The sequence below is a fragment of the Kluyvera sp. CHPC 1.2972 genome, from assembly GCF_036759925.1.
Taxonomy (GTDB): Bacteria; Pseudomonadota; Gammaproteobacteria; order Enterobacterales; family Enterobacteriaceae; genus Kluyvera.
The window spans coordinates 66,411-89,112 of the sequence record NZ_JAPKIB010000005.1; the positions used below are offsets into that span (position 1 = coordinate 66,411).

At 55.7% G+C, this 22,702-nt stretch carries 20 protein-coding genes; 6 read left to right on the top strand and 14 right to left on the bottom strand.

The window, feature by feature from the left end:
* Positions 1 to 568: 568 nt before the first annotated feature.
* Entirely contained in the window at positions 569 to 3,130 is a 2,562-nt protein-coding gene (gene mutS, locus V6944_RS10555) for a DNA mismatch repair protein MutS (RefSeq protein ID WP_185668025.1), read from the bottom strand.
* Between the two features lie 303 nt (positions 3,131 to 3,433).
* Between mutS and yedE the strand changes: the two genes are divergently transcribed.
* Positions 3,434 to 4,645, top strand: coding sequence for a selenium metabolism membrane protein YedE/FdhT (gene yedE / locus V6944_RS10560; RefSeq protein ID WP_333498911.1), 1,212 nt, complete (start codon positions 3,434 to 3,436; stop codon positions 4,643 to 4,645).
* Complete coding sequence (gene yedF, locus V6944_RS10565) at positions 4,642 to 4,875, top strand: sulfurtransferase-like selenium metabolism protein YedF (protein ID WP_035892595.1); 234 nt, start codon at positions 4,642 to 4,644, stop codon at positions 4,873 to 4,875. The genes yedE and yedF overlap by 4 nt, the downstream gene beginning before the upstream one ends.
* Positions 4,876 to 4,941: 66 nt before the next feature.
* On the opposite strand, the gene V6944_RS10570 is transcribed toward yedF, so the two are convergent.
* From V6944_RS10570 to V6944_RS10605, 9 genes are all read right to left on the bottom strand, one after another.
* Positions 4,942 to 6,381 (bottom strand): MFS transporter, encoded by a 1,440-nt coding sequence (locus V6944_RS10570; protein WP_333499049.1) that lies wholly within the window; start codon positions 6,379 to 6,381, stop codon positions 4,942 to 4,944.
* Positions 6,382 to 6,654: 273 nt separating this feature from the next.
* Positions 6,655 to 7,902, bottom strand: a complete 1,248-nt coding sequence (gene tnaB, locus V6944_RS10575; RefSeq protein ID WP_333498912.1) for a low affinity tryptophan permease TnaB — start codon at positions 7,900 to 7,902, stop codon at positions 6,655 to 6,657.
* A gap of 123 nt (positions 7,903 to 8,025) precedes the next feature.
* Entirely contained in the window at positions 8,026 to 9,441 is a 1,416-nt protein-coding gene (tnaA, locus tag V6944_RS10580) for a tryptophanase (RefSeq protein WP_333496675.1), read from the bottom strand.
* A gap of 255 nt (positions 9,442 to 9,696) precedes the next feature.
* A complete protein-coding gene (gene tnaC / locus V6944_RS23330) occupies positions 9,697 to 9,774 on the bottom strand; it encodes a tryptophanase leader peptide (RefSeq protein ID WP_411000040.1) in 78 nt (25 codons plus the stop codon).
* A 198-nt stretch (positions 9,775 to 9,972) separates the two neighbouring features.
* Complete coding sequence (locus V6944_RS10585; protein ID WP_333498913.1) at positions 9,973 to 10,752, bottom strand: heme ABC transporter ATP-binding protein; 780 nt, start codon at positions 10,750 to 10,752, stop codon at positions 9,973 to 9,975.
* Positions 10,745 to 11,740 (bottom strand): FecCD family ABC transporter permease, encoded by a 996-nt coding sequence (locus V6944_RS10590; protein ID WP_333498914.1) that lies wholly within the window; start codon positions 11,738 to 11,740, stop codon positions 10,745 to 10,747. Before V6944_RS10590 ends, V6944_RS10585 begins: the two co-directional genes overlap by 8 nt.
* Positions 11,740 to 12,555, bottom strand: a complete 816-nt coding sequence (locus V6944_RS10595; protein WP_333498915.1) for a heme/hemin ABC transporter substrate-binding protein — start codon at positions 12,553 to 12,555, stop codon at positions 11,740 to 11,742. The genes V6944_RS10590 and V6944_RS10595 overlap by 1 nt, the downstream gene beginning before the upstream one ends.
* A complete protein-coding gene (locus tag V6944_RS10600; protein WP_333498916.1) occupies positions 12,552 to 13,583 on the bottom strand; it encodes a hemin-degrading factor in 1,032 nt (343 codons plus the stop codon). Before V6944_RS10600 ends, V6944_RS10595 begins: the two co-directional genes overlap by 4 nt.
* A gap of 61 nt (positions 13,584 to 13,644) precedes the next feature.
* Entirely contained in the window at positions 13,645 to 16,002 is a 2,358-nt protein-coding gene (locus tag V6944_RS10605) for a TonB-dependent receptor domain-containing protein (protein ID WP_333498917.1), read from the bottom strand.
* A 206-nt stretch (positions 16,003 to 16,208) separates the two neighbouring features.
* Between V6944_RS10605 and V6944_RS10610 the strand changes: the two genes are divergently transcribed.
* Together V6944_RS10610 and V6944_RS10615 are read left to right on the top strand one after the other, a co-directional pair.
* Positions 16,209 to 16,496, top strand: coding sequence for a SelT/SelW/SelH family protein (locus V6944_RS10610; RefSeq protein WP_185668032.1), 288 nt, complete (start codon positions 16,209 to 16,211; stop codon positions 16,494 to 16,496).
* A 64-nt stretch (positions 16,497 to 16,560) separates the two neighbouring features.
* The gene (locus V6944_RS10615; RefSeq protein ID WP_333498918.1) at positions 16,561 to 16,905 is read left to right on the top strand and encodes a nitrous oxide-stimulated promoter family protein; all 345 of its coding nucleotides are present in this window, start codon (positions 16,561 to 16,563) and stop codon (positions 16,903 to 16,905) included.
* Here the strand turns inward: V6944_RS10615 and V6944_RS10620 are convergent, their stop codons facing one another.
* Entirely contained in the window at positions 16,906 to 17,727 is an 822-nt protein-coding gene (locus V6944_RS10620; RefSeq protein WP_333498919.1) for a helix-turn-helix transcriptional regulator, read from the bottom strand. It abuts the gene before it with no gap.
* 161 nt (positions 17,728 to 17,888) lie between these two features.
* On the opposite strand from V6944_RS10620, the gene V6944_RS10625 reads away from it, so the two are divergent.
* The gene (locus V6944_RS10625; protein WP_185668035.1) at positions 17,889 to 18,656 is read left to right on the top strand and encodes a phytanoyl-CoA dioxygenase family protein; all 768 of its coding nucleotides are present in this window, start codon (positions 17,889 to 17,891) and stop codon (positions 18,654 to 18,656) included.
* Between the two features lie 73 nt (positions 18,657 to 18,729).
* On the opposite strand, the gene V6944_RS10630 is transcribed toward V6944_RS10625, so the two are convergent.
* From V6944_RS10630 to V6944_RS10640, 3 genes are all read right to left on the bottom strand, one after another.
* A complete protein-coding gene (locus V6944_RS10630) occupies positions 18,730 to 19,428 on the bottom strand; it encodes a response regulator (RefSeq protein ID WP_333498920.1) in 699 nt (232 codons plus the stop codon).
* Complete coding sequence (locus V6944_RS10635) at positions 19,421 to 21,073, bottom strand: sensor histidine kinase (protein ID WP_333498921.1); 1,653 nt, start codon at positions 21,071 to 21,073, stop codon at positions 19,421 to 19,423. Before V6944_RS10635 ends, V6944_RS10630 begins: the two co-directional genes overlap by 8 nt.
* 148 nt (positions 21,074 to 21,221) lie before the next feature.
* Positions 21,222 to 21,974: a DeoR/GlpR family DNA-binding transcription regulator gene (locus tag V6944_RS10640; RefSeq protein ID WP_333498922.1), complete on the bottom strand. Its 753-nt coding sequence runs from the start codon at positions 21,972 to 21,974 to the stop codon at positions 21,222 to 21,224.
* An 81-nt stretch (positions 21,975 to 22,055) separates the two neighbouring features.
* Between V6944_RS10640 and V6944_RS10645 the strand changes: the two genes are divergently transcribed.
* Complete coding sequence (locus V6944_RS10645; protein ID WP_333498923.1) at positions 22,056 to 22,649, top strand: NUDIX domain-containing protein; 594 nt, start codon at positions 22,056 to 22,058, stop codon at positions 22,647 to 22,649.
* Positions 22,650 to 22,702 lie beyond the last annotated feature (53 nt).

Genomic DNA, 22,702 nt, shown 5'->3' on the forward strand with positions numbered 1-22,702 from the left:
AACAGCACAATAAAAGTAAGTGTTTATTCAGAAGTACTGGGGTTAACCATTTTGTAAATAAGGCCACGAAGTTTGTAGTTTGGGATGCAGTATGTTTTAAGGCCTCGTAGTGATTGTGCTGGAACGCAAAATGGTAGAGTATGCGCGACGATGTAACGCCTTGTTTTAAATTCATTTACTGCGATTATCTTATCATGGTAAACGCAACGGTAATAAGGCAACGCATCAAAGAGTATATGTCGCGATGGGGGAATGTACTTGTTTAAGGCGCCATGCTTAAGTTCGTGATAAGGCTGGCGGTGTGTGTAACAGGATAACTAAAGGGAGGTTTTTAAGTTTTAATGCCCAATATTATCTGTAGTAAACGGGTGCATTTGAAAGCAGCATAAATTGTAGTATCAATTCAGTAAGTTAATTAATGTTAAATCAGAAGTTTGTAGCTCCTTAAAAGCCCTTGCCATACCGGTAAGGGCTTTTTTTCATTTGACGTATGCGTACATTTTTATTTTTCGATAAATTCAACAGCGGTAAAGGCGCCACTTCAGCATAAGCGAAGCGGCGCAGATAATTACACCATGCCTTTCAGTCGATAAATCCACTCCAGCGCCTGACGTGGACTCAGCGAGTCTGGATCCAGTCCCTCCAGCGCTTCAACCGCCGGGGAGACCTCTTCCGGGGCCGACAATAGCGACATCTGCGTGCCATCGACCTGCGTCGCTGCTGCGTTTGGTGAGATGCTTTCCAGCTCGCGCAGCTTCTGACGCGCACGCTTGATAACCTCTTTCGGCACGCCCGCCAGCTGCGCTACCGCCAGACCATAGCTCTTGCTGGCCGCGCCGTCCTGCACGCTGTGCATAAAGGCGATGGTATCGCCATGCTCCAGCGCGTCCAGATGGACGTTCGCCACGCCTTCCATTTTCTCCGGCAGTTGGGTCAGCTCGAAGTAGTGGGTCGCAAACAGCGTTAATGCCTTGATCTTATTCGCCAGATTCTCCGCACAGGCCCAGGCCAGCGACAGGCCGTCATAGGTTGACGTACCGCGACCAATCTCATCCATCAGCACCAGGCTGTTTTCGGTGGCGTTATGCAGAATATTGGCGGTTTCGGTCATCTCCACCATAAAGGTTGAGCGGCCGGAAGCCAGGTCATCCGCCGCGCCCACGCGGGTGAAGATACGGTCGATAGGGCCAATCTCCACGCTCTGCGCCGGGACATAGCTGCCGATATAAGCCAGCAGCGCAATCAGCGCCGTTTGCCGCATATAGGTACTTTTACCGCCCATGTTTGGACCGGTAATGATCAGCATTCGACGCTGCGGCGACAGGGTCAGTGGGTTGGCGATAAACGGCTCGTTCAGCACCTGTTCCACTACCGGATGGCGGCCTTCGATAATCCGGATGCCGGGTTTATCGATAAACGTTGGGCAGGTGTAGTTGAGCGCATAGGCGCGTTCGGCGAGGTTCACCAGCACGTCCAGCTCAGCCAGCGCGCTGGCGCTCTGCTGAAGGTCCCCCAGATGCGGCAGCAGCAGGTCGAACAGTTCGTCATAAAGCTGTTTTTCCAGCGCCAGCGCCTTGCCTTTCGAGGTCAGAACTTTGTCTTCGTACTCTTTCAGCTCAGGGATGATATAGCGTTCGGCGTTTTTCAACGTCTGGCGGCGCACGTAGTTGATTGGCGCCATATGGCTCTGACCGCGGCTGATCTGAATGTAATAACCGTGGACGGCGTTATACCCCACCTTCAGCGTATCCAGCCCGGTGCGCTCGCGTTCACGAATTTCCAGACGGTCGAGGTAGTCGGTCGCGCCATCGGCCAGCGCGCGCCACTCGTCGAGCTCTTCATGGTAGCCTGGGGCAATCACGCCGCCATCGCGCACCAGCACCGGAGGCGCATCAATAATCGCTCGCTCCAGCAGCTCGCGCAGTTCGGTGAACTCACCCATTTTCTCGCGCAGCATCTGCACCGGCGCGCTGTCGACGCTTTCCAGTTGTGCACGCAGTTCCGGCAGTTGCTGGAAGGCGTGACGCATACGGGCGAGGTCGCGCGGACGCGCGGTGCGCAGTGCCAGACGAGCAAGGATACGTTCCAGGTCGCCGACCTGACGCAGCACCGGCTGCAGATCGGCAGTAACATCCTGTAGCGCGCCGATGGTCTGCTGACGTTCGGTCAGGGTTTTGATATCGCGCACCGGCATATGCAGCCAGCGCTTAAGCATACGGCTGCCCATCGGCGTGACGGTGCAGTCGAGCACGGAGGCGAGTGTGTTTTCCAGCCCGCCCGCCAGGTTCTGGGTGATCTCCAGATTGCGGCGCGTGGCGGCATCCATAATGATGCTGTCCTGCTGGCGATCCATGGTGATGGAGCGGATGTGCGGCAGCGAGGTACGCTGGGTGTCCTTCACGTATTGCAGCAGACAGCCTGCGGCGCAAAGCCCACGCGGTGCGCCTTCCACGCCAAAACCGACCAGGTCACGCGTACCAAATTGCAGATTCAGCTGCTGACGCGCGGTGTCGATTTCGAACTCCCACAGCGGGCGACGGCGCAGGCCGCGGCGACCTTCAATCAGCGCCATCTCGGCAAAATCTTCGGCGTACAACAGCTCGGCAGGGTTAGTGCGTTGTAGTTCTGCGGCCATGGTTTCACGGTCGGCGGGCTCGCTGATGCGAAAACGCCCGGAGCTGATATCCAGCGTGGCGTAGCCATAGCCTTTGCTGTCCTGCCAGACGGCAGCAAGGAGGTTGTCCTGGCGCTCCTGCAGCAGCGCTTCATCGCTGATGGTGCCCGGCGTGACAATTCGCACGACTTTGCGCTCGACCGGACCTTTGCTGGTCGCCGGGTCGCCAACTTGTTCACAAATGGCGACAGATTCGCCCTGATTCACCAGCTTGGCGAGGTAGTTTTCTACCGCGTGGTGCGGGATACCCGCCATCGGGATAGGTTCACCGGCAGAAGCGCCGCGTTTGGTCAGCGAGATGTCGAGCAGCTGCGATGCACGTTTCGCATCGTCATAAAACATCTCGTAAAAGTCACCCATGCGGTAGAACAGCAGGATCTCGGGATGCTGCGCTTTCAGCTTCAGATACTGCTGCATCATCGGCGTGTGTGCGTCGAAATTGTCGATTGTACTCATCCGTTTGTGATGTCCATTTTCTTGAATTTTACTGAGTGCGTAATGTGTTCGGACTCATCTGGTGCCGTGGATCTCATGAAATCCGGCCTCTTTTTTCATGAGTACGTAGGCTGCATGATAACGGAGTCTGAAGGACAGGAAAACAGAAGAGGGGGCATCGTCCTGAAATGGCCTCGTCGGCAAATTGATCTCACCGACCTTTTGCGACGGTTGTCATTCTCCTGAAAGCGTTAGCCGCTATAATCCCCGGCTCTTGTGCGGTTCTTCGTACAAGGCTCCTTCTGAGTTCAGAGGCTAACATCGATGACATGGCAACAATTTAAACATACCTTCCTGATCAAATTCTGGTCTCCGGTTCCTGCGGTAATCGCGGCCGGTATTCTCTCCACCTATTACTTCGGCATCACCGGCACCTTCTGGGCGGTGACGGGCGAGTTCACGCGCTGGGGCGGGCAACTGCTGCAACTGGCGGGCGTGCATACCGAGACCTGGGGCTATTACAAGCTGATTGGCCTCGACGGCACGCCGCTGACGCGTATCGACGGCATGATGATTATCGGCATGTTCGGCGGCTGCTTTGCCGCGGCGCTATGGGCCAATAACGTTAAGCTGCGTTTGCCGAAAAGCCGCATCCGTATTCTGCAGGCCATTGTCGGTGGCATGATTGCCGGCTTTGGCGCGCGTCTGGCGATGGGCTGTAACCTCGCGGCCTTCTTTACGGGCATTCCGCAGTTCTCGCTGCACGCCTGGTTCTTCGCGCTGGCGACGGCCCTCGGCTCATGGTTTGGCGCCCGCTTCACGCTGCTGCCTATCTTCCGTATTCCGGTCAAAATGGTCAAAGTCTCGGCGGCATCGCCGTTGACGCAGCGTCCTGAGCAGGCGCGTCGTCGTTTCCGTCTGGGCATGCTGGTGTTTATCGGCATGGTCGGCTGGGCGTTGCTGACGGCGGCGGGCAGTCCGAAACTGGGTCTGGCGATGCTGTTCGGCGTGGGCTTTGGCCTGCTGATTGAACGGGCGCAAATTTGCTTTACCTCGGCGTTCCGCGATTTGTGGATCACCGGGCGTACGCAAATGGCGAAGGCCATTATCTTTGGCATGGCAGTGAGTGCCATCGGTATCTTCAGCTATGTACAGCTGGGTGTGGCACCAAAAATCATGTGGGCTGGTCCGAATGCGGTGATTGGCGGTCTGCTGTTCGGCTTCGGTATTGTACTGGCAGGCGGCTGTGAAACCGGCTGGATGTATCGTGCCGTTGAAGGACAGGTGCACTACTGGTGGGTGGGGCTCGGCAACGTCATTGGCTCGACCATTCTGGCCTATTACTGGGACGACATTTCCCCGTCGCTCGCGACGAGCTGGGACAAAGTTAACCTGCTGACCACGTTTGGCCCGCTCGGCGGCCTGCTGGTCACCTACGGCCTGTTGCTGATTGCGCTGCTGTTAATTCTCGGCTGGGAAAAACGATTCTTCCGTCGTAACGCCACTGCTAACCTTGCAGCGAAGGAGAGTGTATGAAAACGATCGTCCCGGATTACCGTCTGGATATGGTGGGCGAACCTTGCCCGTACCCGGCAGTGGCGACGCTTGAAGCGATGCCACAATTAAAGAAAGGCGAAATACTGGAAGTGGTGAGCGACTGTCCGCAGTCGATTAATAACATCCCGGTGGATGCACGCAATCACGGTTACACCGTGCTCGATATTCAGCAGGATGGGCCCACCATCCGTTATTTAATTCAGAAGTAACTTCTCGCCCTCGCGTTCGGCGAGGGCGTTTCATCAACCATTCTCTCATGTTTATTTCATTTTAAACTAGACCCGTACCTCATCAAGTTGACGGTTAATCTCGGTGACATTTTGGTCTGAGATAGGGTAGGTCTGAATAATGAACATCGAAACAGCGGCCAGGATGATAGGGATCCAAACCGCGGTCATAATAATCCCATCGATAGCATTCGCACTTTGTTGTGCACCCGCTTCGCTAAAGCCATACGCAGCCAGTAACCACAGTGGGATAGCGCCGCCAATAGTGAAGCCAATCTTGAAGAAAAGCCCCATGATCGCATTAATAATTGCGGCGTTTCGTTTCCCTGATTTTAATTCACCATAAGCAATCACTTCTGGAACCAGTGCCCACATGAATCCTGTCGCCGACGTTAAGCCCCATTGCTTAATGAATGTTGCAATATAAGCAAGCCAAAGAGCATCATGCATGCCTTCACGTGACCAAATGTAAGTCAGCAATTCACCTACAATAAACATGCCGAGGAAGAGATGGAAGAATCCTTTTTTACCAAATATTTTCTTGAGTCTGGGCCAAAATAGCGGAAAGAGAATACCTGGAATTGAAGCGACAAGACCAATTGCCCCCATCCATTCTGAATGACCGACAACAAACTGATTGAAGAAGCCATTAACCGTATTCATGAAGAACATAAAGGTAAAGGCTAACATGAAAAACAGCCCGAGAATGACAAGCGGTCGATTATTTTTCAATTCAATAAAGAGATCGGTTGTTTTGACGTTGGCCGTTTGTTCCGCTGTTGCAACAACGCGTTCTTTAGTGAATTTATAACAGAGGAAGAGTGCTACTGCGCCGATCACCATATAAATTGAGTATACGCCAAACCATGCGTAATTTGCTGATGGGTCGGTATAGTTACCCATATTGAGTTCAAGGCCAAAAAAACCGGTATCCTTAAGGCTGCGATCTTTTGGTGAAGCCATTTGTACAAACATAGGGAACAGAGTGTACACGAGAAGATTAGCGCTGTTCGCTAGCATCATTCGTGTGCTGGTCAGCTTATCAATTGACTCAGGGTCTCGTGTCAATGATGCGTTAAGAGAACCATAAGGAATATTTACAACGGAATAAACTAAATCCAGTACTAAATAAATGATAAACGCAAAGGGAACGGAGCCTCGGACACCAGGAATAGGGGCAAACAGTAATGCAGAAAGAATAACGAGTGGAATGCCTGCTCTTAAAATCCAGGGGCGATATTTGCCAGCGCTTGAGCTTCTTTTGTCGACATAGGTACCAACCATTGGGTCCCAAAAAACGTTAATAATGCGAACGAAAAGAAATATAAACCCTGCTGTTGCTGTGCTTATGGTATTTACGGTTAACATATGCAAAGCAAGAAAACCACCTATTGTGCCAAATACAAGATTTTGTGCGAAGTCACCCATGCCATAACCAATACGCTCACCCCGTGTTAATTTGTGATATTCATCATGCCGATTTTGAATTATGTTTTTACGCATTCTAATCACGTCCCGACTTTTGTAAGTGAATGAGACGCTCTTTTTGACACAGATAACTGTGGGGAATCTATTGCGTTTTCATATTAACTAGTTATGTTTTTTTACTTTTGTGATCATCAAAACAAAGATTTTATATTGTTCACGCCATTGAAATAGAGCCGCTGCGTTCCCCGTCATTTCGGGGATGAATATACCATGCTGTTTTTTGTGATATTCATCATAATTATTGCCCTCGCCGTCCGACGAGGGCGCATTGCTTTACCCAAATCTCGGCAGCAGATTCAGCGTGCTGCCAAACCAGCACAGAATCACCATGACGCCAAACAGGATAACCACCGCCGGAATGGCCTTGCCGCCCCAAACGGTAAAGGTTTTCTCCGGGAAGCGCTCACGCGATTTTAACGCCAGGAATGCGGGCACAATAACGGCCCAGACGGTTGCGCACAGCCCCGCGCCGCCGATGGCATAGATAAAACCGTTCGGGAAAATCAGGTACAGCGCCGCCGGTGGCAGGAAGGTGAGCAGCAGCGTTTTAAAGCGGCCCCACGGGGTGTTGCCCATCTTGAACAGATCTGCCAGGTAGTCAAATAGTCCGAGCGTAACGCCGAAGAAGGAGCTGGCGACCGCGAGGTTAGAGAAGATCAGCAGGAAGAACTCAATCACGCCGTGTTGGTTGGTCCCTAAGAAGGATTTCACCAGCGCATCCACGTTGCCGCCCGAAGCAATAATCTCTTTAAAACTGCTGCGGTGGATGTTGCCCATCGTGCAGTAGAGCCAGAACAGGTAGATAACCAGCGCTAACAGCGAACCGTAGACGATACTTTTAATGAGTTTGTCTTTGCGTTTGCCGTAGCAGATTATCAGGCTGGGAATGTTGCCGTGAAAACCAAACGACGCCAGGCATACCGGCACCGCCATCAGAATATAGGGGAGATAAGTGCTGTTCGCTTCCGGCGCGGCGATATCGCGAAGAATGGTGTAGTCGACCTGAAAGAAGAAGGAGCCAAAGACCACCACGAAGGCGATAATTTTAATGCCGAGGAAAAAGGAGGTGATGCGGCTGGCCGCAAGGGAGCTAACCCACAGCACGCTGGCGACAAACACCGCGCTACCGATACCGACGATACGGGGGTTAACGTGCGTTCCGGCGTTGATGGCGATGGTTTCGCTGATGATCGCCCCGTTGGCCGAGATATAGGCATAGGTCAAAATATACAGCACGAAGGCGACCGTAATACCGCTGACCACATTCCACTTATTGCCGATTAAATCTTTGGTGATGGTATTAAAACTGGAACCTACAGGATAGTTAAGATTGGCCTCTAATAGCAGTAACCCGGAATGCAGCATTGAAAACCAGGAGATAATTAAAATAAATGCACCCCAGAAAAACCATGCCCCAGCAAGGTCAACCGGTAATGCAAACATTCCGCCACCGATGACGGTGCCGGCAATAACCATAATTCCCCAGAAGGAGGAATGTTTTGTATTCGACGCTTCTTCCATGGCCTTCCCTTATTGATAACGTTTACGTTTACGTTTCTGTTGTCGTCAGAAATAATCAATGATGCCAGGTGCCAGAATCTCCAATGGCTATATCAGTGATATAGCCATTGGAATCGGTGGGAATTAAACTTCTTTCAGTTTTGCGGTGAAGTGTCGTAATACTTTCGGTTCGTAAGTAAAGGTTAACCCTTTAATATTTGGCGCATTCTCTTTCACGTGTTCAAAGGCTTCAATAATGAAGTCCATATGCGTTTGGGTGTAAGTGGCGCGTGGAATGGTTAAGCGCAGCAGCTCTGCCGGGCAAGGGAGCTGCTTGCCGGTTTTCGGGTCACGACCCAGTAAGAAGGAGCCAATCTCAACGGCGCGAATGCCGGCGACTTTATACAGCTCACAGGCCAGCGCCTGCGCCGGGAACTGCTCGGCGGGAATGTGCGGTAGCAGCTTGCCGGCGTCGACAAACGCCGCGTGGCCGCCCGCCTGCTGACAGGTAACGCCGATGGCCTCCAGGCCGTCAACCAGATACTGAATCTGCTTGATACGGTAAGAGAGCCAGTCCTGGTTCATTCCGTCGGTCAGGCCAACGGCCAGACGCTCCATTGCCCCGCCTTCAAGGCCGCCGTAGGTTGGGAAGCCCTCCTGCACCACGCACAGGGTGCGGCATTCGGTGTAGACGTCAAAGAAGGCGTCGTCTTTGATGCACAGCAGGCCGCCCATCGGCACCATCGCATCCTTCTTCGCCGACATCGCCAGCATATCGGCGTATTTGTAGGTTTCGCGGGTGATCTCTTCAATGCTCCAGTCGCGGTATCCCGGCTCGCGCTGCTGAATAAACCAGGCGTTTTCCGCGAAGCGCGCGGAGTCCATTACCACCGGAATGTCATATTTCTTCGCAATGGCGTACATCGCTTTCAGGTTTGCCAGCGATACCGGCTGGCCGCCCGCCGAGTTACAGGTGATGGTGGCAACAATATAAGGAACGTTATTAGGGCCGACCTCTTCAATGCCGTTTTCCAGCCCCTGCAGATCAAAATCACCTTTAAAATCATTACGCGCAGAGGTATCAAATGCCTCTTTAATATAGACGTTGCGCACCGTACAGCCGTTAATCTGGCTATGGCCCTGGGTGGTATCAAAGAAATAGTTGGAGAAGGCGACCATTTTGCTGCGGTCCAGCCCTTTTTCCTGCTCGCGTTTTTTAATTAATACCGGAATATAGATCTGCTCGGCGCCGCGTCCCTGGTGGGTGGGAATGGTATACTGATAGCCGAAAATCTCTTTAACGGCGTTGCACAGTGCGTAGTAGCTGCGGCTGCCGCTATAGGCTTCATCGCCGCGCAGCATGGCGGCCTGCATATTCTGCGTGACCGCGCCGGTGCCGCTGTCGGTCAGCAGGTCGATAAAGACATCTTCGCTATCGAGCAGGAATGGGTTCATGCCCGAGGCGATAATCGCATTTTCACGATGTTCCCGGGTGGTGCGTTTCACCGGCTCGATAACGCGAATACGGAAAGGTTCTGGCAGATGTTTAAAGTTATTCATGGCGTAATCCTTAATCCTTTTTTAGACATACTCGTCCCGCAGGTTATTCATTTATGATGAAAACCATTATCTGGGCGCAATACGAATACCTTAACCGGATAACGTTATATAGCGGCAAGTCCCGCTCATGGCATATTAAAAATGCGTGCGGTACATCGCTGCGATTAAACAGTTATCTTGAGATAGGTATGTGATATCAGAAACAGAATTCAGGCTTCTGTTTGCAATGATATGGACGCGAAGTCGTATGAGGGGCTAAGGACGGTGATTGACAATAACGTTGTCAATATTAAACCATTTTGCGGTGTTATACGTTCTATTGTGGAAGTTCATAATGTATGCTCTCCATTAGACACGGATATACATTATTAGATTTAACTTATTTGTCTATTGGCGTTTTATTCAATTGTGAATTTGGTCACGAATGCGTATATCTCATTATCAATAGTGGGTGTTTAGCCTGCACTTAATAAATAAAGCAATAATGACCCACGTGAGCAATAAAGTGGGCGTGAAGCCACGCCCGCTTTATTAAGGTGTCAGATAAATCTGCGGTACCGCCGCTTCCGGGTGCTGATGCATCGCAATTTCCGCGCCGTACCAACGGTGAATCACTGATTGCTGAATCACCTCCTGCGGCGTGCCCTGCGCCACCAGCTTTCCCTGATGTAGCAGCAGTATTGAGTCGGCCCATAACGCGGCGAGGTTGAGGTCGTGCAGCACGATGCAGACGTGCAGCTTGCCGCGTCGGGTCAGCTTTTTCAGCAGCCGCAGCAGATGCTGCTGATAGTAAAGGTCCAGCGCCGAGGTGGGCTCATCCAGAAACAGCCAGCCCTGCGGGCCATCTTCACTCCACAGCTGCGCCAGGCTTCGCGCCAGCTGTACGCGCTGCTGTTCGCCGCCGGAAAGCGCCGGGTAGAGGCGGCCTGCCAGGTGCGTACAGCCGGTTTCGGCCATCACTCGCGCAATCAGCGCCGGATCAACCTGCGTTCCCCACGGCGCGCGTCCCATTGCAATCACCGTTTCTACCGGCCAGTTGGCGTTGAGCTGCGTACGCTGCAGCATCACCGCGCGGCGGCGGGAAAGGGCGGAGGCGGACCACGCGCTAAGCGCTTTACCTTCGATATGTTGCTCGCCGCTGTCGGCGGTTAAAAAACCGGTCAACAGCCGCAGCAAGGTCGATTTCCCTGCGCCGTTGGGGCCAATCAGCGCCGTGACTTCACCGGGCTGTAGCGCCAGCGAGACGTTATCAATCACCCGGCGTTTACCGAGCTTCAGCGATAGCGAACGTGCAATGTACTGGTTATCCACGCATCCCCCTCTCCTGACGGAAAATAAGCCACAGGAACCACGGCGCACCGAGCAGGCTGGTCAGCAGACCAACCGGCATTTCGGCGGGTGCGGCGATGGTGCGGGCGAGGGTATCGGCAATCAGCAGTAAAATTGCGCCTGCCAGCAGAGAACCGGGGATAAGCCCCCGGTGATCTGGCCCTAGCCACATGCGCATCAGGTGCGGCACCACCAGCCCGATAAAACCAATGACGCCGCTGATGGCCACCGAAGCGGCCACCAGCACCGCGCTGCACAACAGCAACAGACGTTGTAGCATCCGCACGTTGACGCCGAGGTAGTGCGCCTCTTCATCACCCAACTGAAGCAAATTCAGACGCGCTGCCGTCCACCAGACCACCAGCGAGGCAGGGAGAATCAGCGTGGCGGCGACCAGCAGCGTTGGCCACTCGGCCTGCCCCAGGCTGCCCATTCCCCAAAGCGACATCTGGCGAAGCTGCGTGTCGTTGCTAATCCACGACAGCATGCCCACCAGCGCGCCGCACAGGGCGTTAATCGCAATCCCGACCAGCAGCAGGCGGGAGAGCGAACCGTCTCCCGCTTTGCTGAGGACAAAAATCACCGCCATCACCGCCAGGCTGCCGATAAACGCCGCCAGCATCGGCGCGTAGAGCGCCACCAGCACCGGCACCGAAATCGGCAGCACCACCCAGAATGAAACCGCCAGCGCCGCGCCGCTGCTGATCCCGAGCAGCCCTGGGTCCGCCAGCGGGTTGCGAAACAGCCCCTGCATCACGCAGCCGGAGAGCGCCAGCGCGCTGCCAACCAGCAGCGCTAGCAGGACGCGGGGAAGGCGGATGGTGAGCCAGATATGGCGCAGCACCTCATCTCCCGACGGCCAGATACTCGCCAGCGGCAGGCGCATGGCGCCTAGCGTGGTGGCAAACAGCGTCAGGGCAACGAGCAGCAGCACCATCAGCCACAGCTGGCGTGAGGCGGTGACGTTCATCAGTGCAACTGCTCCGCTTTCTGACGCAGCTGTTGCAACGCCAGCGGCGTGCGCGGGCCGAAGCCCAGCAGCGCCATATCGTCAATCACCAGCACCTGTTTGTTGCGCCCGGCAGGCGTCTGCGCCAGCCCCGGCAGCTTCCACAGCGCGGCTTCACCGCCCATACCTTTCAGGCCATCAGCGGAGATCACCACCAGATCCGGCAGGCTGGCGATGACCCCTTCCTGCGACATGGTGCGGTAGTGGTCAAAACCCTGCATGGCGTTCTGTAAGCCAGCCAGCTTGATGGCGCCGTCTGCCGCCGTTTGCTGACCGGCCACCAGCGCGCCGGAACCGCCGTGGCTGAGGATAAACAGCACGCGCTTGTTCAGCGGCTGCGCCGGGATTTTCGCCATATCGTCATGCAGCGTTTTACGCAGCGCATCGCCCTGCGTCTGCTTGCCCAGCGCGTCGGCAATGACCTGCACTTTACCGTCCATCGCCGCAGCGTCGTAGCCGCCCGGCACGTTCACCACCTTCACCTTGCTGCCTTCCACCTTTTGCAGCACCAGCGACGGCTGCGCCTGGCTGCTGGCAAGAACCAGCGTCGGGCGCAACGAGAGGATGCCTTCGGTGCTCAACTGGCGAAGATAGCCGACATCCGGCAGCGACTGGGATGCCGCGGGCCAGGTGCTGGTGCTATCGCGCGCCACCAGTTGAGACTGCGCGTCCAGCGCGTAGACGATTTCGGTGACATCGCCGCCCAGGGTGATAATGCGCTCGGCGGCGCTGGAGAACAGCGGCAGCGCGGCTAACAGTATCAGCAGGCGTTTCATACGGTCTGGCCTTCCGCCGTCAGGCTATCCACCTGGTTGCGCCACTGCGTTTGCTCTGGGTGACCTTCGCTGCGCTGGCCGTACAGCTGCGCAATCTGGGTGCCGTCTTTGGCAAACAGCTCCACGCTGGTCACGTGGCCGTCCACGGTCGGTTTGCGGGTTACCCACACTTCGTCGATAGTCTCTTCGCGCAGGTGCAGGGTGAAGGTGCTGTTGAAGATGTTGATCCAGCCGCGCATTGGCGTCAGCTTCTCCAGCGTGCCGGTGAAGATCTGCACGCAGCCGCGGTTGCCGACGAAAATCATAAATTCGTTGCCGTCCTGTTGGATGGTTTCCAGCAGGCGAGGCAGGGCTTCGGTGTCGATACGGCAGGCCAGGTCATCGCTCACCAGGCGGAAAGCCTGCTGGCGTGAGAGGTTGTATTTGCGCAGCAGCACGAAGAACTGATGCACGTCGGTCATCGCGCGCCACTCTTTTTCCAGCGCCGCACCGTCTGCCGTCTCGGCGTAGCGGGCATTTTCTACCGGGCGAAGGGCCAGCGGCGTTGGGTTTGATGACGTCTGTTCAGCAATCAGCGCCTGCCAGGCCGCGCTGTCCGTGGCGTCGGTGGTATAAACCTTCAGCACCGCGTCGCCGTGCGGGTCAAAGAACTGAATGCTTTCGCGACCCTGATCGTTGACGTGAAACGCGCTGGCCCACTGGCTCAGGAACAGACGCAAATCTAGCGCGCGTGGATTCAGCACCAGGCCTGCATGGCCGTCGAGGTGCTGGTGGGTGAAAGCGCCAACCTGCTCGTGAACTGCATATTCGTTGCGGCAGATGCATTTGGTTTCGCCCACGTTTTCAAGCGCGGCGAGGATTGCGCGTGCATTATCCTGCAGGCGAACGGCATCGTGGCCGACGCGTGCTTCGGTCAGCTCCGCTTCGCTGATGCCCATCACGGCAGCGATGTCGCGAGCGTATTTGGCAGTACCATTGGCTTTAACGTCCTGATAGCGCTGCCACAGTTCGGTTGGTGCGTTTTGCATAGCTCTCTTCCTTATAATTACCCCGGCCAGTGGCCGGGGGCAGGTTTCATTGATGTTGTTATCAGAAATCGACGTTAACGCCCAGCTGCCAGGTACGGCCCGGCATGACCGCCAGCGATTTATCATTGGCGTCCTGGTTGGTGGACGTTTCAATGTTGCGGCTGCTCAGGTAGTCCCAGTATTTACGGTCGGTCAGGTTATACACGCCGCCGTTGATACGGACGTTCTTCGCCACGCGCCAATAGGCCGTCCAGTCGAGCATGCCGTAGCCAGGTACGCGCATATATTCGCTGGTGGAATCCGTCAGCGCGCCGCCAGTGTTGGTGTAGCTTTCACGGTTGGTCGGGGTAGCGCGTTTGCCTTTCACGAAGGTGGCGGTCAGCGCGGTACCGTAAACTTTGGACGGATCATCCCACGCCACGCCGACGATGGCTTTCATTGGCGCAACGCTATCAAGGTCGACATATTTGTCGCCGTAGTAGCTGGATTTCGACTGCCCTTCGCTGTAACCGTAGGCCAGAGTTGCGCTCAGGCCATCAACCTGCTCAAACCAGGTGCCGAAGTTGAACTTCGCGCTGATTTCACCGCCGTAGATATAGGCTTTATCGCGGTTTTCCGCCTGATAAATGGTGTAGATGTTTGACGGTACGTTAGTGAACTGGCTCGGGTTGTTTGAGCGAGTGTAACGGGTGTAGGCAATAAAGTTTTTATAGCTGTTGTAGAACAGCGCGGTACGCATGGTGATCCCTTCGGTCACCTCGCCCTTCATACCCCATTCGAAGTTGTCGCTGGTCTCGGTTTTCAGATCGGTATTGCCGATCAGCGCGTACTGGCCGCGGCCCGCGTAGCTGGAACCGAGGTTCCATGAACCGTACAGCTGGCTGGTGTTCGGGAACTCCGCGCCGCGTTTGTACTGCAAATAGGTCATCAGGCGCGGCGTCACGTCGTACTGGAAGGTCAGTGACGGCAGCGCCTGAGTATCTGAATTTTTGCCATACAGCTTAGAAACCGACGACTCCGTCAGCACCGTGCTGTTAGTGGTCAGGCTGCTAAGGTTCTCCGGCTTGGTGGACTGATGCACCACGCGAATGCCTGGGATCACCGCAAGGTTATGGCTGTCGAGATCGAAGTTGATCTGATCCTGCAGGAAGCCAGCTACCGTGTACTCACGGCTGTCTGCTTCCGGCTGCATAATCTCGGTGAAGACGCTCGGAACCGGCGACTGGCTGAACGGACGCTGGGTTTTGGTAGTGCTGGCGTTAAAGCCAGCGCTCAGGTCGTGGCGGCCAAGCGTTTTTGCCAATGCCGTCTGCATACCCCAGGTGTCGGTGTCGTAGTTCGAGTAGACCGTTTCCATGGTATTGGTGAAGCTGTCCGGCATGTAGGTCTGGTCGTGTGCTTCGGTGTGCTGGTAGTACACCTTGGTGGACATGCTGTCGATGAAGTCGTTCATCGGCGTCCAGTCATCTTTCAGGCTCAGCCCCCAGCGACGGGTCTGGCTGGTCTGCTGCGCGTTACCAATGGTCTTGCTGCCGCTGTCGTTCCAGACGTCATAATGGGTATGGTTGGTTTTATGGTAGTAGTCGAGGGTGCTGGTCAGTTTATGCTGATCGTTTGGTTGCCAGATCCCCGAGGTCATAAATGCGTCAGAGTGCCAGTTTGCCGGGAAAGCGTCGACGCTTGAGCTATTGGTGGTGGTCTCCTGACCATCACGACGGCTGTAGACGAAAATCCCGCGCAGGGTTTCATCACCGCCTGCCGCCGTCAGGCCGTTGTGCCAGCTGCGGTCAGCAGAGTCGTAACCGCTGCGGTAGCTAAAGGCGCTGGTTTTGCCCGGGTGCAGATAGTCGTCCGCCGATTTCGGCTGGAAGGAGACGTTGCCGCCGATAGAAGAGTTGGCGGTTTCGGTATCGGTGGCACCGGACTGAATATCGACGCTGCCGTACATGTACGGGTCAATGTAGTCGCGGCCAATGCCGAAGGTGTTCTGGCCGGCGCGGCTAACGTAGCTACGGCCGGTGGCGTTCGGCTGGGCGATACCGTCCACGTCGATACCGACGCGGTTGCTCTCGAGCCCGCGAATGTTGTAGCCGGTGTAGCCGCCGCGGTCGAAGCCGCTTTTGCCGTTGCCGGAGCCGCCGCTGGAGCCGGTCGCGCCAATCAGAGGTTCATAGCGCATGATGGAACCAAAGTCGTTGGCTCCTTTGTCCTGCAGCTCCTGCGCACTAATGGCGTGCTGGCTACCCGGTTTCAGCACCGGTGCGGGCGCTGTGACGGTCATCTGCTCGGCGCTGTCTACCGCCGCAGTTTTGTCCTGTGTGTCAGCCGCAACGGCAGAAGTCTGATAAATCGCTGCAAGCAAAGAGGTTACCAGTAGGCTTTTCTTGCACCACGCCTCTGATTGAATGGATTTGTACATAGTTGCCATGCCTTTCATCGTTATTAGTATTGGCTCACTTGCTACTTCCAGAAGTCGGCTTTTCCCTAAGCGCTTCGAACGACTCCGTTTAATGTGATGCGAATGGTAATGATAGGAATTATCATTTGCAATAAAGTTTGCAAATAAATCTCTATGCATGCAACAATTTGATTACAATTAGTCCTTTGATTCATCGCGAGAATACTATGACGCAGAAAGCCGCTATTACGGTCACCTACTGCTCCCAGTGCAACTGGATGCTACGCGCCAGCTGGATGGCGCAGGAGCTGTTGCACACTTTCAGCACCGATATCGCCTCGGTGACCCTGGTGCCCGGCACCGGCGGGATTTTTACCATTACCGTCGGCGAGGAACTTATCTGGGACCGCAAGCGCGACGAGGGCTTCCCGGATGCCGCCGAGCTGAAACGCCGGGTGCGCGACGTCTGCTTCCCGGAAAAACCGCTGGGCCACGTGGACAAGCACGAGGCATAAAGCGGCTGCGAAAGCACTATTAAACGTGTATTATTAATGCATCTTTATTGGTGAGGAACAGGCTATGGCAGGCAAACGCATCGACCGTGAGAAACGGACCATCCGCAGTATGATTGCGCTTTATCAGCAACGTTGCCCGCAGGCGCAGGACGATGCAGAGCACTACCAGGCGCTGAATGCCTATGCCGATAAACGACTGGATAAATGCGTGTTTGGCGAGGAAAAACCGGCTTGTAAGCAGTGCCCGGTGCACTGCTATCAGCCCGCCAAACGCGAAGAGATGAAGCAGATTATGCGCTGGGCTGGCCCGCGTATGCTGTGGCGTCACCCGATTTTGACCATCCGCCATCTGATTGACGACCGGCGTCCGGTGCCGGCGCTGCCGGAAAAATATCGCCCGAAAAAATAGCTACATCGTGCGGCAGTGACGGCGGTACTCCGACGGCGAACGCGCCGTGTGCTTGCGGAAAATTCGGCAGAAGTAGTTGCTGTCTTCAAAGCCGCAGTGATGGGCTATCTCTTTGATTTTCATCTCATATCCACGCAGTAATTTCTTTGCCAGTTCAAGCCGTACGGCGGTCAGATATTCATTGAATCCCACCGAACCGGACTTCTGAAACAGGTGCGACAGGTAGTTCGGCGTAATGTGGAACTTCTTCGCCACCGTCTCCCGGCTGAGCGCCTCGGCGGCGTGCTCGTCGATATACTCCTGAACGGCGAGAAACAGCTCTTTGCTCTTGCTCACCGTATCCGCCAGATGGGTAAGCTGATCGATACAGTGGCTCAGCAGCCCGCTTAGCACGATCTGCGCTGTGGGCATCACCGGGCGAATAGCCAGTTCGTTCATCGCCAGCAGCAGATACGATCCTACCCGCGGGCCCAGCCGCGCCACGTGCTGCTTACGAATCTCCACGAATTTTTTGCCGTCATACCGCTGCAGGCTGAAGCCGAGTTTCTGTTTGCTGAACAGAATGCTCAGCGTGGTGGCCGGGCCTTGCCACTGCGGGGCGTTCCAGCGTCCGCCGGGCAGATAGAGCGCCTGTAGCGGGCCCAGCGGCGCGCTCAGGCAATCGTCGGCAAGCTCGCCTTCCAGCACGATTTCCAAACGGGGAAACGATACGCTCATCGCCAGTTCCGGCGCGGGCTGTGAGGTTTGCGGAAACCGCACGACAAGGTCACTTTGCCGGGCAAGCAGCTGCTCCAGCACGGGGACGAGGGATTGCTCTGACATGCTCATGTCCTGGTTATTATTCTGGATTTTGAATCTCATCACACTTTATTTTGCTGTACACAAAAATCCAGTGTTGTGTAGCTATCTCATACAGAATGCCGACCGTTCGTGCAGTAACTTTTCATATATGTTGTGAAATGGTTAACAAAAGAGAGGGCGGTATGGACAAGCAAGCGGCATTCTGGCTGGAGGCGCTGGGCGCGAGTGGCGAACTGTCAGCGACAATGAAACATGAACTGGATACTCAGGGCTACACCATCGTCCACGGCGTGGCGGATGCCGACTGGCTGGCGGCGATGCGCGAGCGCATTGATTATCTGGTGGAAAAAGAAGGGGAGAACCTGGCGGTGGAGCACCATCAGGAAGAGACGGCGACGCGCGTGGCGAATCTCGTCAACAAGGGCGTGGTGTGGGAGAAAGTGTGGTCGCATCCGCTGATTCTGTCGGCCTGCCGCTATATCTTTGAGGGCGAGTTTAAAATCTCCAGCCTCAACGCCCGTGAGGCGCTGTACAACGGCGGTCATCAGCCGCTGCACGCCGACTGGAAAAAGCCGCGCCCGGATTTCCCGAAGGTTCACCTGGTCAACACCATCTGGGCGATTGACGATCTCTACGCCGCCAACGGCGCGCCGCGGATTATTCCAGCGACCCATCTGCGCCCGGAATTGCCGGAAGAGGTGTTGGAGGATGTGGGATTACCGCACCCGGATGAGGTGATTTTTGAGGCGCCGGCAGGCAGCGTGATGATCTACAACGCCCACGCCTGGCACGGCGGCACCACCAACCGCGAAGGCTCGCGCCGCCGGGTACTGCACGGGCTGTATATCGACCGGGCGGATACCGCTCAGCAGGATCAGCGCCGCTGGCTAACACCGGAAACGGCGAGCCGGTTGACCCCGGCGCAGAAGTGGTTGTTGGATGTGGAGTGAAAGGTAAAGACGTTAGCACGGCCAGCCCCTCTCCCTAAAGGGGGAGGGGCGCGCGGACCTATTGGCGTAGCGACTACCCCTGAGGCCCCCGCCGATACAACCGCCTCGGATGCCCAATATTCCCGTACTGAATCTCAATGACGATAAACCCAATCTCCACGCAGTACTCCAGATACCGACGTCCCGTCGTTTTACTGATCCCCGCCTCTTCGACGACCTGTTCAACCGACCAGCTTACTTCAGGACGGTCGCTAAAAATCCGCTGTACCCGCGCAAGCGTTGCAGGTTCAATTCCCTTGGTCGACGGCTGCCCTAACGGCTCTCCCGCGGGCAGGTTGAACAGCTTATCCAGCGCGTGTTGATCCACCACTTTCACCTGTTGCAGGGTGTGCTCCAGCAGCATAAAACGCTCCAGCGAAGCCTGTAGACGGTGCGCAAACACCGGCTTAATCAGATAATCAAAAGCCCCGCTGCGCATCGCGTGGCTACAGGTCTGCATATCGCTGGCGGCGGTGATGAAAATCACCGAACACTCAAACTGCTTCAGCAGCGGGCTACCAATAAGCTCAACGCCCTGACCGTCCGGCAAATAGTTATCCAACAGCACCAGGCGCGGTCGGTGATGGAGAATCAGTTCGTGTGCCTGCGCCAGCGTGCCGGCGAGCCCCACCACGCGCAGACGGAAGTTTTGCTCGATAAACTCCCGATGCAGCTGCGCCAGATGCGGCTCATCTTCAACAATAACAACCTCAAGAGGGCGGATATCAGTCATGGGAAGGTCCTGCGGTAAGCGCGGTCTGGAACGGGATGAAAACCGAAAATACGGTACCCTGCGGAACGTTATCGCTGATCTCGATGCTGCCACCGGCCCGGCGCACATATCCCGCGACCAGGTAGAGGCCAATGCCGTGCTCTGAACCGATAAGCTCGCTGCCGTCGGCGGATTTGCTGGTAAATCCTTGTTCAAAAAGGTGCGGCTTCATCGCTTCATCTACGCCACAACCCCGGTCCGCCACCTCGATAACCAGCTCATGGTTGCGATCCGAAATATAGATTTCCACCGGTGCGGTGCGCGCGGTCGAGTTCAGGGTGGCATCGATGGCGTTGTCCACTAGGTTGCCAATCACCGACATCAGCTCGGTTTCGCTCAGCCCTTCCGGCAGGCGTGATACCCGGCAGGCCGGGTCGAACGTTAGCTCCACGCCTTTCTCGCGCGCACTCACGTATTTACCCAGCAGTAGGCCACACAGCGCCGGAGAGGCGAACTGCATCGACAGGAAATCCAGTACCTGCTGAGCGCCTTCCGACTGCACCCGGATATAGCGCAGGGCGTCGTCATAGCGCTGCATTTGCAGCAGACCGACCAGCGTCGCGGTCCAGTTAAGCTGTTCGTGGCGCATGATGCGCAGGTTATCGGCGTAGCGGGTCACCTGGCTGAGCTGGCTGCTGAGCATCGTAATATCGTTTCTGTCGCGAAAGCTGAATACCCAGCCGCTTTGGGTTCCCGGCTCCACTTCGATGGCGACGCGGTTCACGATGGTTTCCCGATGATTCAGGACGGTGATGTGATCGTGATGGCGGCTATCGTACGCGGTATTGCCCGGTGCAAAGAACGATGGCGGCAGCTGGATAACCTCATCCAAAGGCTTGCCGAGCAGCGCTTGTTCGCTCTGCTGGATATTGAGCATCTCCCTGGCGGCGCGGTTAATGAGGATCAGCTGTTTATCGGCATTGACCGCGAACACCCCTTCGTACATCGCCTCGAGCAGCGCTTTTTGCTGGAGGACCAGCTGGGCGATATCTTTCGGCTCGAGGCCGAACATCTGTTTTTTCAGCGTGCGGGCCAGTAGCCAGGAGAAGACAAACAGCAACAGCAGCAGGGCAATGCCGTATAGCCCGGTGCGCCACAGCAGGCGGGTGTTGATATTGGCGATGTAAGAGGTGAGGTAGCCGACGGAGACAATGCCGATAACCCGATGCTGACTATCAAAAATCGGCGCTTTGCTGCGTAGCGATACGCCAATTCCCCCTTTGCGCACCGAGATAATGGTTTTGCCCTGTAGCACGTCGGCGTTATCGCCACCGATCATCGGCAGGTTCAGGCGCTCCGGCGATTCTGAGTGATAAAGGTGCTGCTCGCGCACGTCACCCACCACGATATAGCTGGCGTCACTTTCAGCGCGCAGCGGCTGAATCAACCGCGCAATGCCGGGAATATCCCGCTGTTCGACCATGGCGGCGAGCCCCGGCATCAGCGCAATTTCGCTGGCCTGAATCCGGGCGCGCTGGCCCAGATCATGATGAAGCTGGCGGTCGATAAAATGAAACAGCAGCGTGCCAAGCAGCGCCAGCAGCAGGCAGGAGAACGCCAGCAGCGACAAAAATAGCTTCATCTGAAAGGTCAATCGGAACGTCATACGGTTCGCCGCGGCCTGCGCAGAAAAGAGTCATCCGAAAAGCCTAACATGCGAAAATACGAACCGTCATCGAGTGACCGCAGAGTTGTGAGCTACCTATATTCTCTGGGGTAAAGCCATTTTAAAGACTACGGCTATTTGCGCCGCGCTACGCGACAACCGACACGCCGTTGCTGGCGAGCGCAGCCGTTAGTGGCGCATCCAGATCGCCGTCGACAATCAGGGTGCTGGCGAGGTTCAGGCCGCCAATCGCAAAGGCGGAAGCCGCGTTAATTTTTTCCTGCGATGCCATCACGATGGTTTCCGAGGCCCGCTCGCAGAGCAGACGCTTGACGGCGGCCTCTTCAAAGCTGCCGGTGGTAAAGCCCGCGCGATGGTGTACCCCGGTCACGCCCATAAAAAACAGATCCGCGTTAATGCGGCTGGCGGCTTCACTCATCGCGGAGCCGGTGGTGACGACGGAGTGCTTAAACAGCGTGCCGCCGAGCAAAATCACCTCAATAGCCGGGTAGTCAATCAGCCCGACGGCAATGCTGGGGCTATGGGTGATGACCGTGAAGGGGAGGTCGACCGGCAACAGCTTGATCATCTCGGTGGTGGTGGTCCCGCCGTCAATCATCACCACCTGACCCGCACCAATCAGCGAAACGGCCTTTTGGGCGATGGTTTTTTTTGCGGCTATTTGCACGTTTTTTCTTGCTTCAAACGGCGCAATCGCAGCCGAGACCGGCAGCGCGCCGCCGTGGACGCGCTGGAGTAATCCGGCGGCGGCAAGCTCTCGGAGATCGCGGCGGATAGAGTCTTCAGATACCTGAAACTGCTGACTTAGTTCGGTAGAATGCACCTGTTTATCCCGGGCGAGAATCGCCAGAATCTGCTGCTTTCGTTGGCTGGCTAACATGTTTTCTCCGTGCATGTTTTTTCTTGATGTTGCACGATTATGCGTGATAGTTTGCAGGATGTCACCGACAGGAGAGAAAAAATGAGCGCTATTGAGCCGTTAGTGAAAAATATTCAGTCGCAGCTGCTTTCTGACGACTGGTATACCCTGAAAAAATACACCTTTGAACTTCGCCGCCGCGACGGTACCTGGCAACAGCAAAGCCGTGAAGCCTACGATCGCGGCCACGGTGCGGTGGTGCTGCTGTATAACCGTCGTAAACAGACGGTGGTGCTCACCCGCCAGTTCAGGATGCCGGTCTATCTTCATGATGGCTGCGGGATGTTAATTGAAGCCGCCGCAGGGCTGCTGGACAGCGCCTCCCCGGAAGCGCGTATTATCGCCGAAGCGGAAGAAGAAACCGGTTTTCGGATTACGCAAATTGAGCCGGTCTTCAGGGCTTTTATGAGCCCTGGCTCGGTGACTGAAAAGCTGTGGTTTTTTATCGCGGAGTACCAGGATGAAGATCGCGTTAGCCGCGGTGGCGGCGTCGCAGAAGAGGGTGAAGATATTGAGGTGCTGGAGTGGCCGCTCCAGCAGGCGCTTCAGGCCGTAGCCAGCGGCGATATTATGGATGCGAAAACCATTATGTTGCTGCAGTATCTGGCGTTGAATAACACGCTGGCGCAGCGCTGAACGTCACGTATTTCATATTGTAAAATCAGATTGGGAGCCGCCGCGACTCTGCC

Bases quoted from the DNA above. Each gene is read 5' to 3' on its own strand.
- V6944_RS10635 (WP_333498921.1), bottom strand. From the start codon at position 21,073: ATGACGTTCCGATTGACCTTTCAGATGAAGCTATTTTTGTCGCTGCTG.
- V6944_RS10600 (WP_333498916.1), bottom strand. From the start codon at position 13,583: ATGCAAAACGCACCAACCGAACTGTGGCAGCGCTATCAGGACGTTAAA.
- V6944_RS10645 (WP_333498923.1), top strand. From the start codon at position 22,056: ATGAGCGCTATTGAGCCGTTAGTGAAAAATATTCAGTCGCAGCTGCTT.
- yedE (WP_333498911.1), top strand. From the start codon at position 3,434: ATGACATGGCAACAATTTAAACATACCTTCCTGATCAAATTCTGGTCT.
- tnaB (WP_333498912.1), bottom strand. From the start codon at position 7,902: ATGGAAGAAGCGTCGAATACAAAACATTCCTCCTTCTGGGGAATTATG.
- V6944_RS10595 (WP_333498915.1), bottom strand. From the start codon at position 12,555: ATGAAACGCCTGCTGATACTGTTAGCCGCGCTGCCGCTGTTCTCCAGC.
- tnaC (WP_411000040.1), bottom strand. From the start codon at position 9,774: ATGAACTTCCACAATAGAACGTATAACACCGCAAAATGGTTTAATATT.
- V6944_RS10630 (WP_333498920.1), bottom strand. From the start codon at position 19,428: ATGACTGATATCCGCCCTCTTGAGGTTGTTATTGTTGAAGATGAGCCG.
- mutS (WP_185668025.1), bottom strand. From the start codon at position 3,130: ATGAGTACAATCGACAATTTCGACGCACACACGCCGATGATGCAGCAG.
- yedF (WP_035892595.1), top strand. From the start codon at position 4,642: ATGAAAACGATCGTCCCGGATTACCGTCTGGATATGGTGGGCGAACCT.
- V6944_RS10620 (WP_333498919.1), bottom strand. From the start codon at position 17,727: ATGTCAGAGCAATCCCTCGTCCCCGTGCTGGAGCAGCTGCTTGCCCGG.
- tnaA (WP_333496675.1), bottom strand. From the start codon at position 9,441: ATGAATAACTTTAAACATCTGCCAGAACCTTTCCGTATTCGCGTTATC.
- V6944_RS10610 (WP_185668032.1), top strand. From the start codon at position 16,209: ATGACGCAGAAAGCCGCTATTACGGTCACCTACTGCTCCCAGTGCAAC.
- V6944_RS10625 (WP_185668035.1), top strand. From the start codon at position 17,889: ATGGACAAGCAAGCGGCATTCTGGCTGGAGGCGCTGGGCGCGAGTGGC.
- V6944_RS10605 (WP_333498917.1), bottom strand. From the start codon at position 16,002: ATGTACAAATCCATTCAATCAGAGGCGTGGTGCAAGAAAAGCCTACTG.
- V6944_RS10615 (WP_333498918.1), top strand. From the start codon at position 16,561: ATGGCAGGCAAACGCATCGACCGTGAGAAACGGACCATCCGCAGTATG.
- V6944_RS10590 (WP_333498914.1), bottom strand. From the start codon at position 11,740: ATGAACGTCACCGCCTCACGCCAGCTGTGGCTGATGGTGCTGCTGCTC.
- V6944_RS10640 (WP_333498922.1), bottom strand. From the start codon at position 21,974: ATGTTAGCCAGCCAACGAAAGCAGCAGATTCTGGCGATTCTCGCCCGG.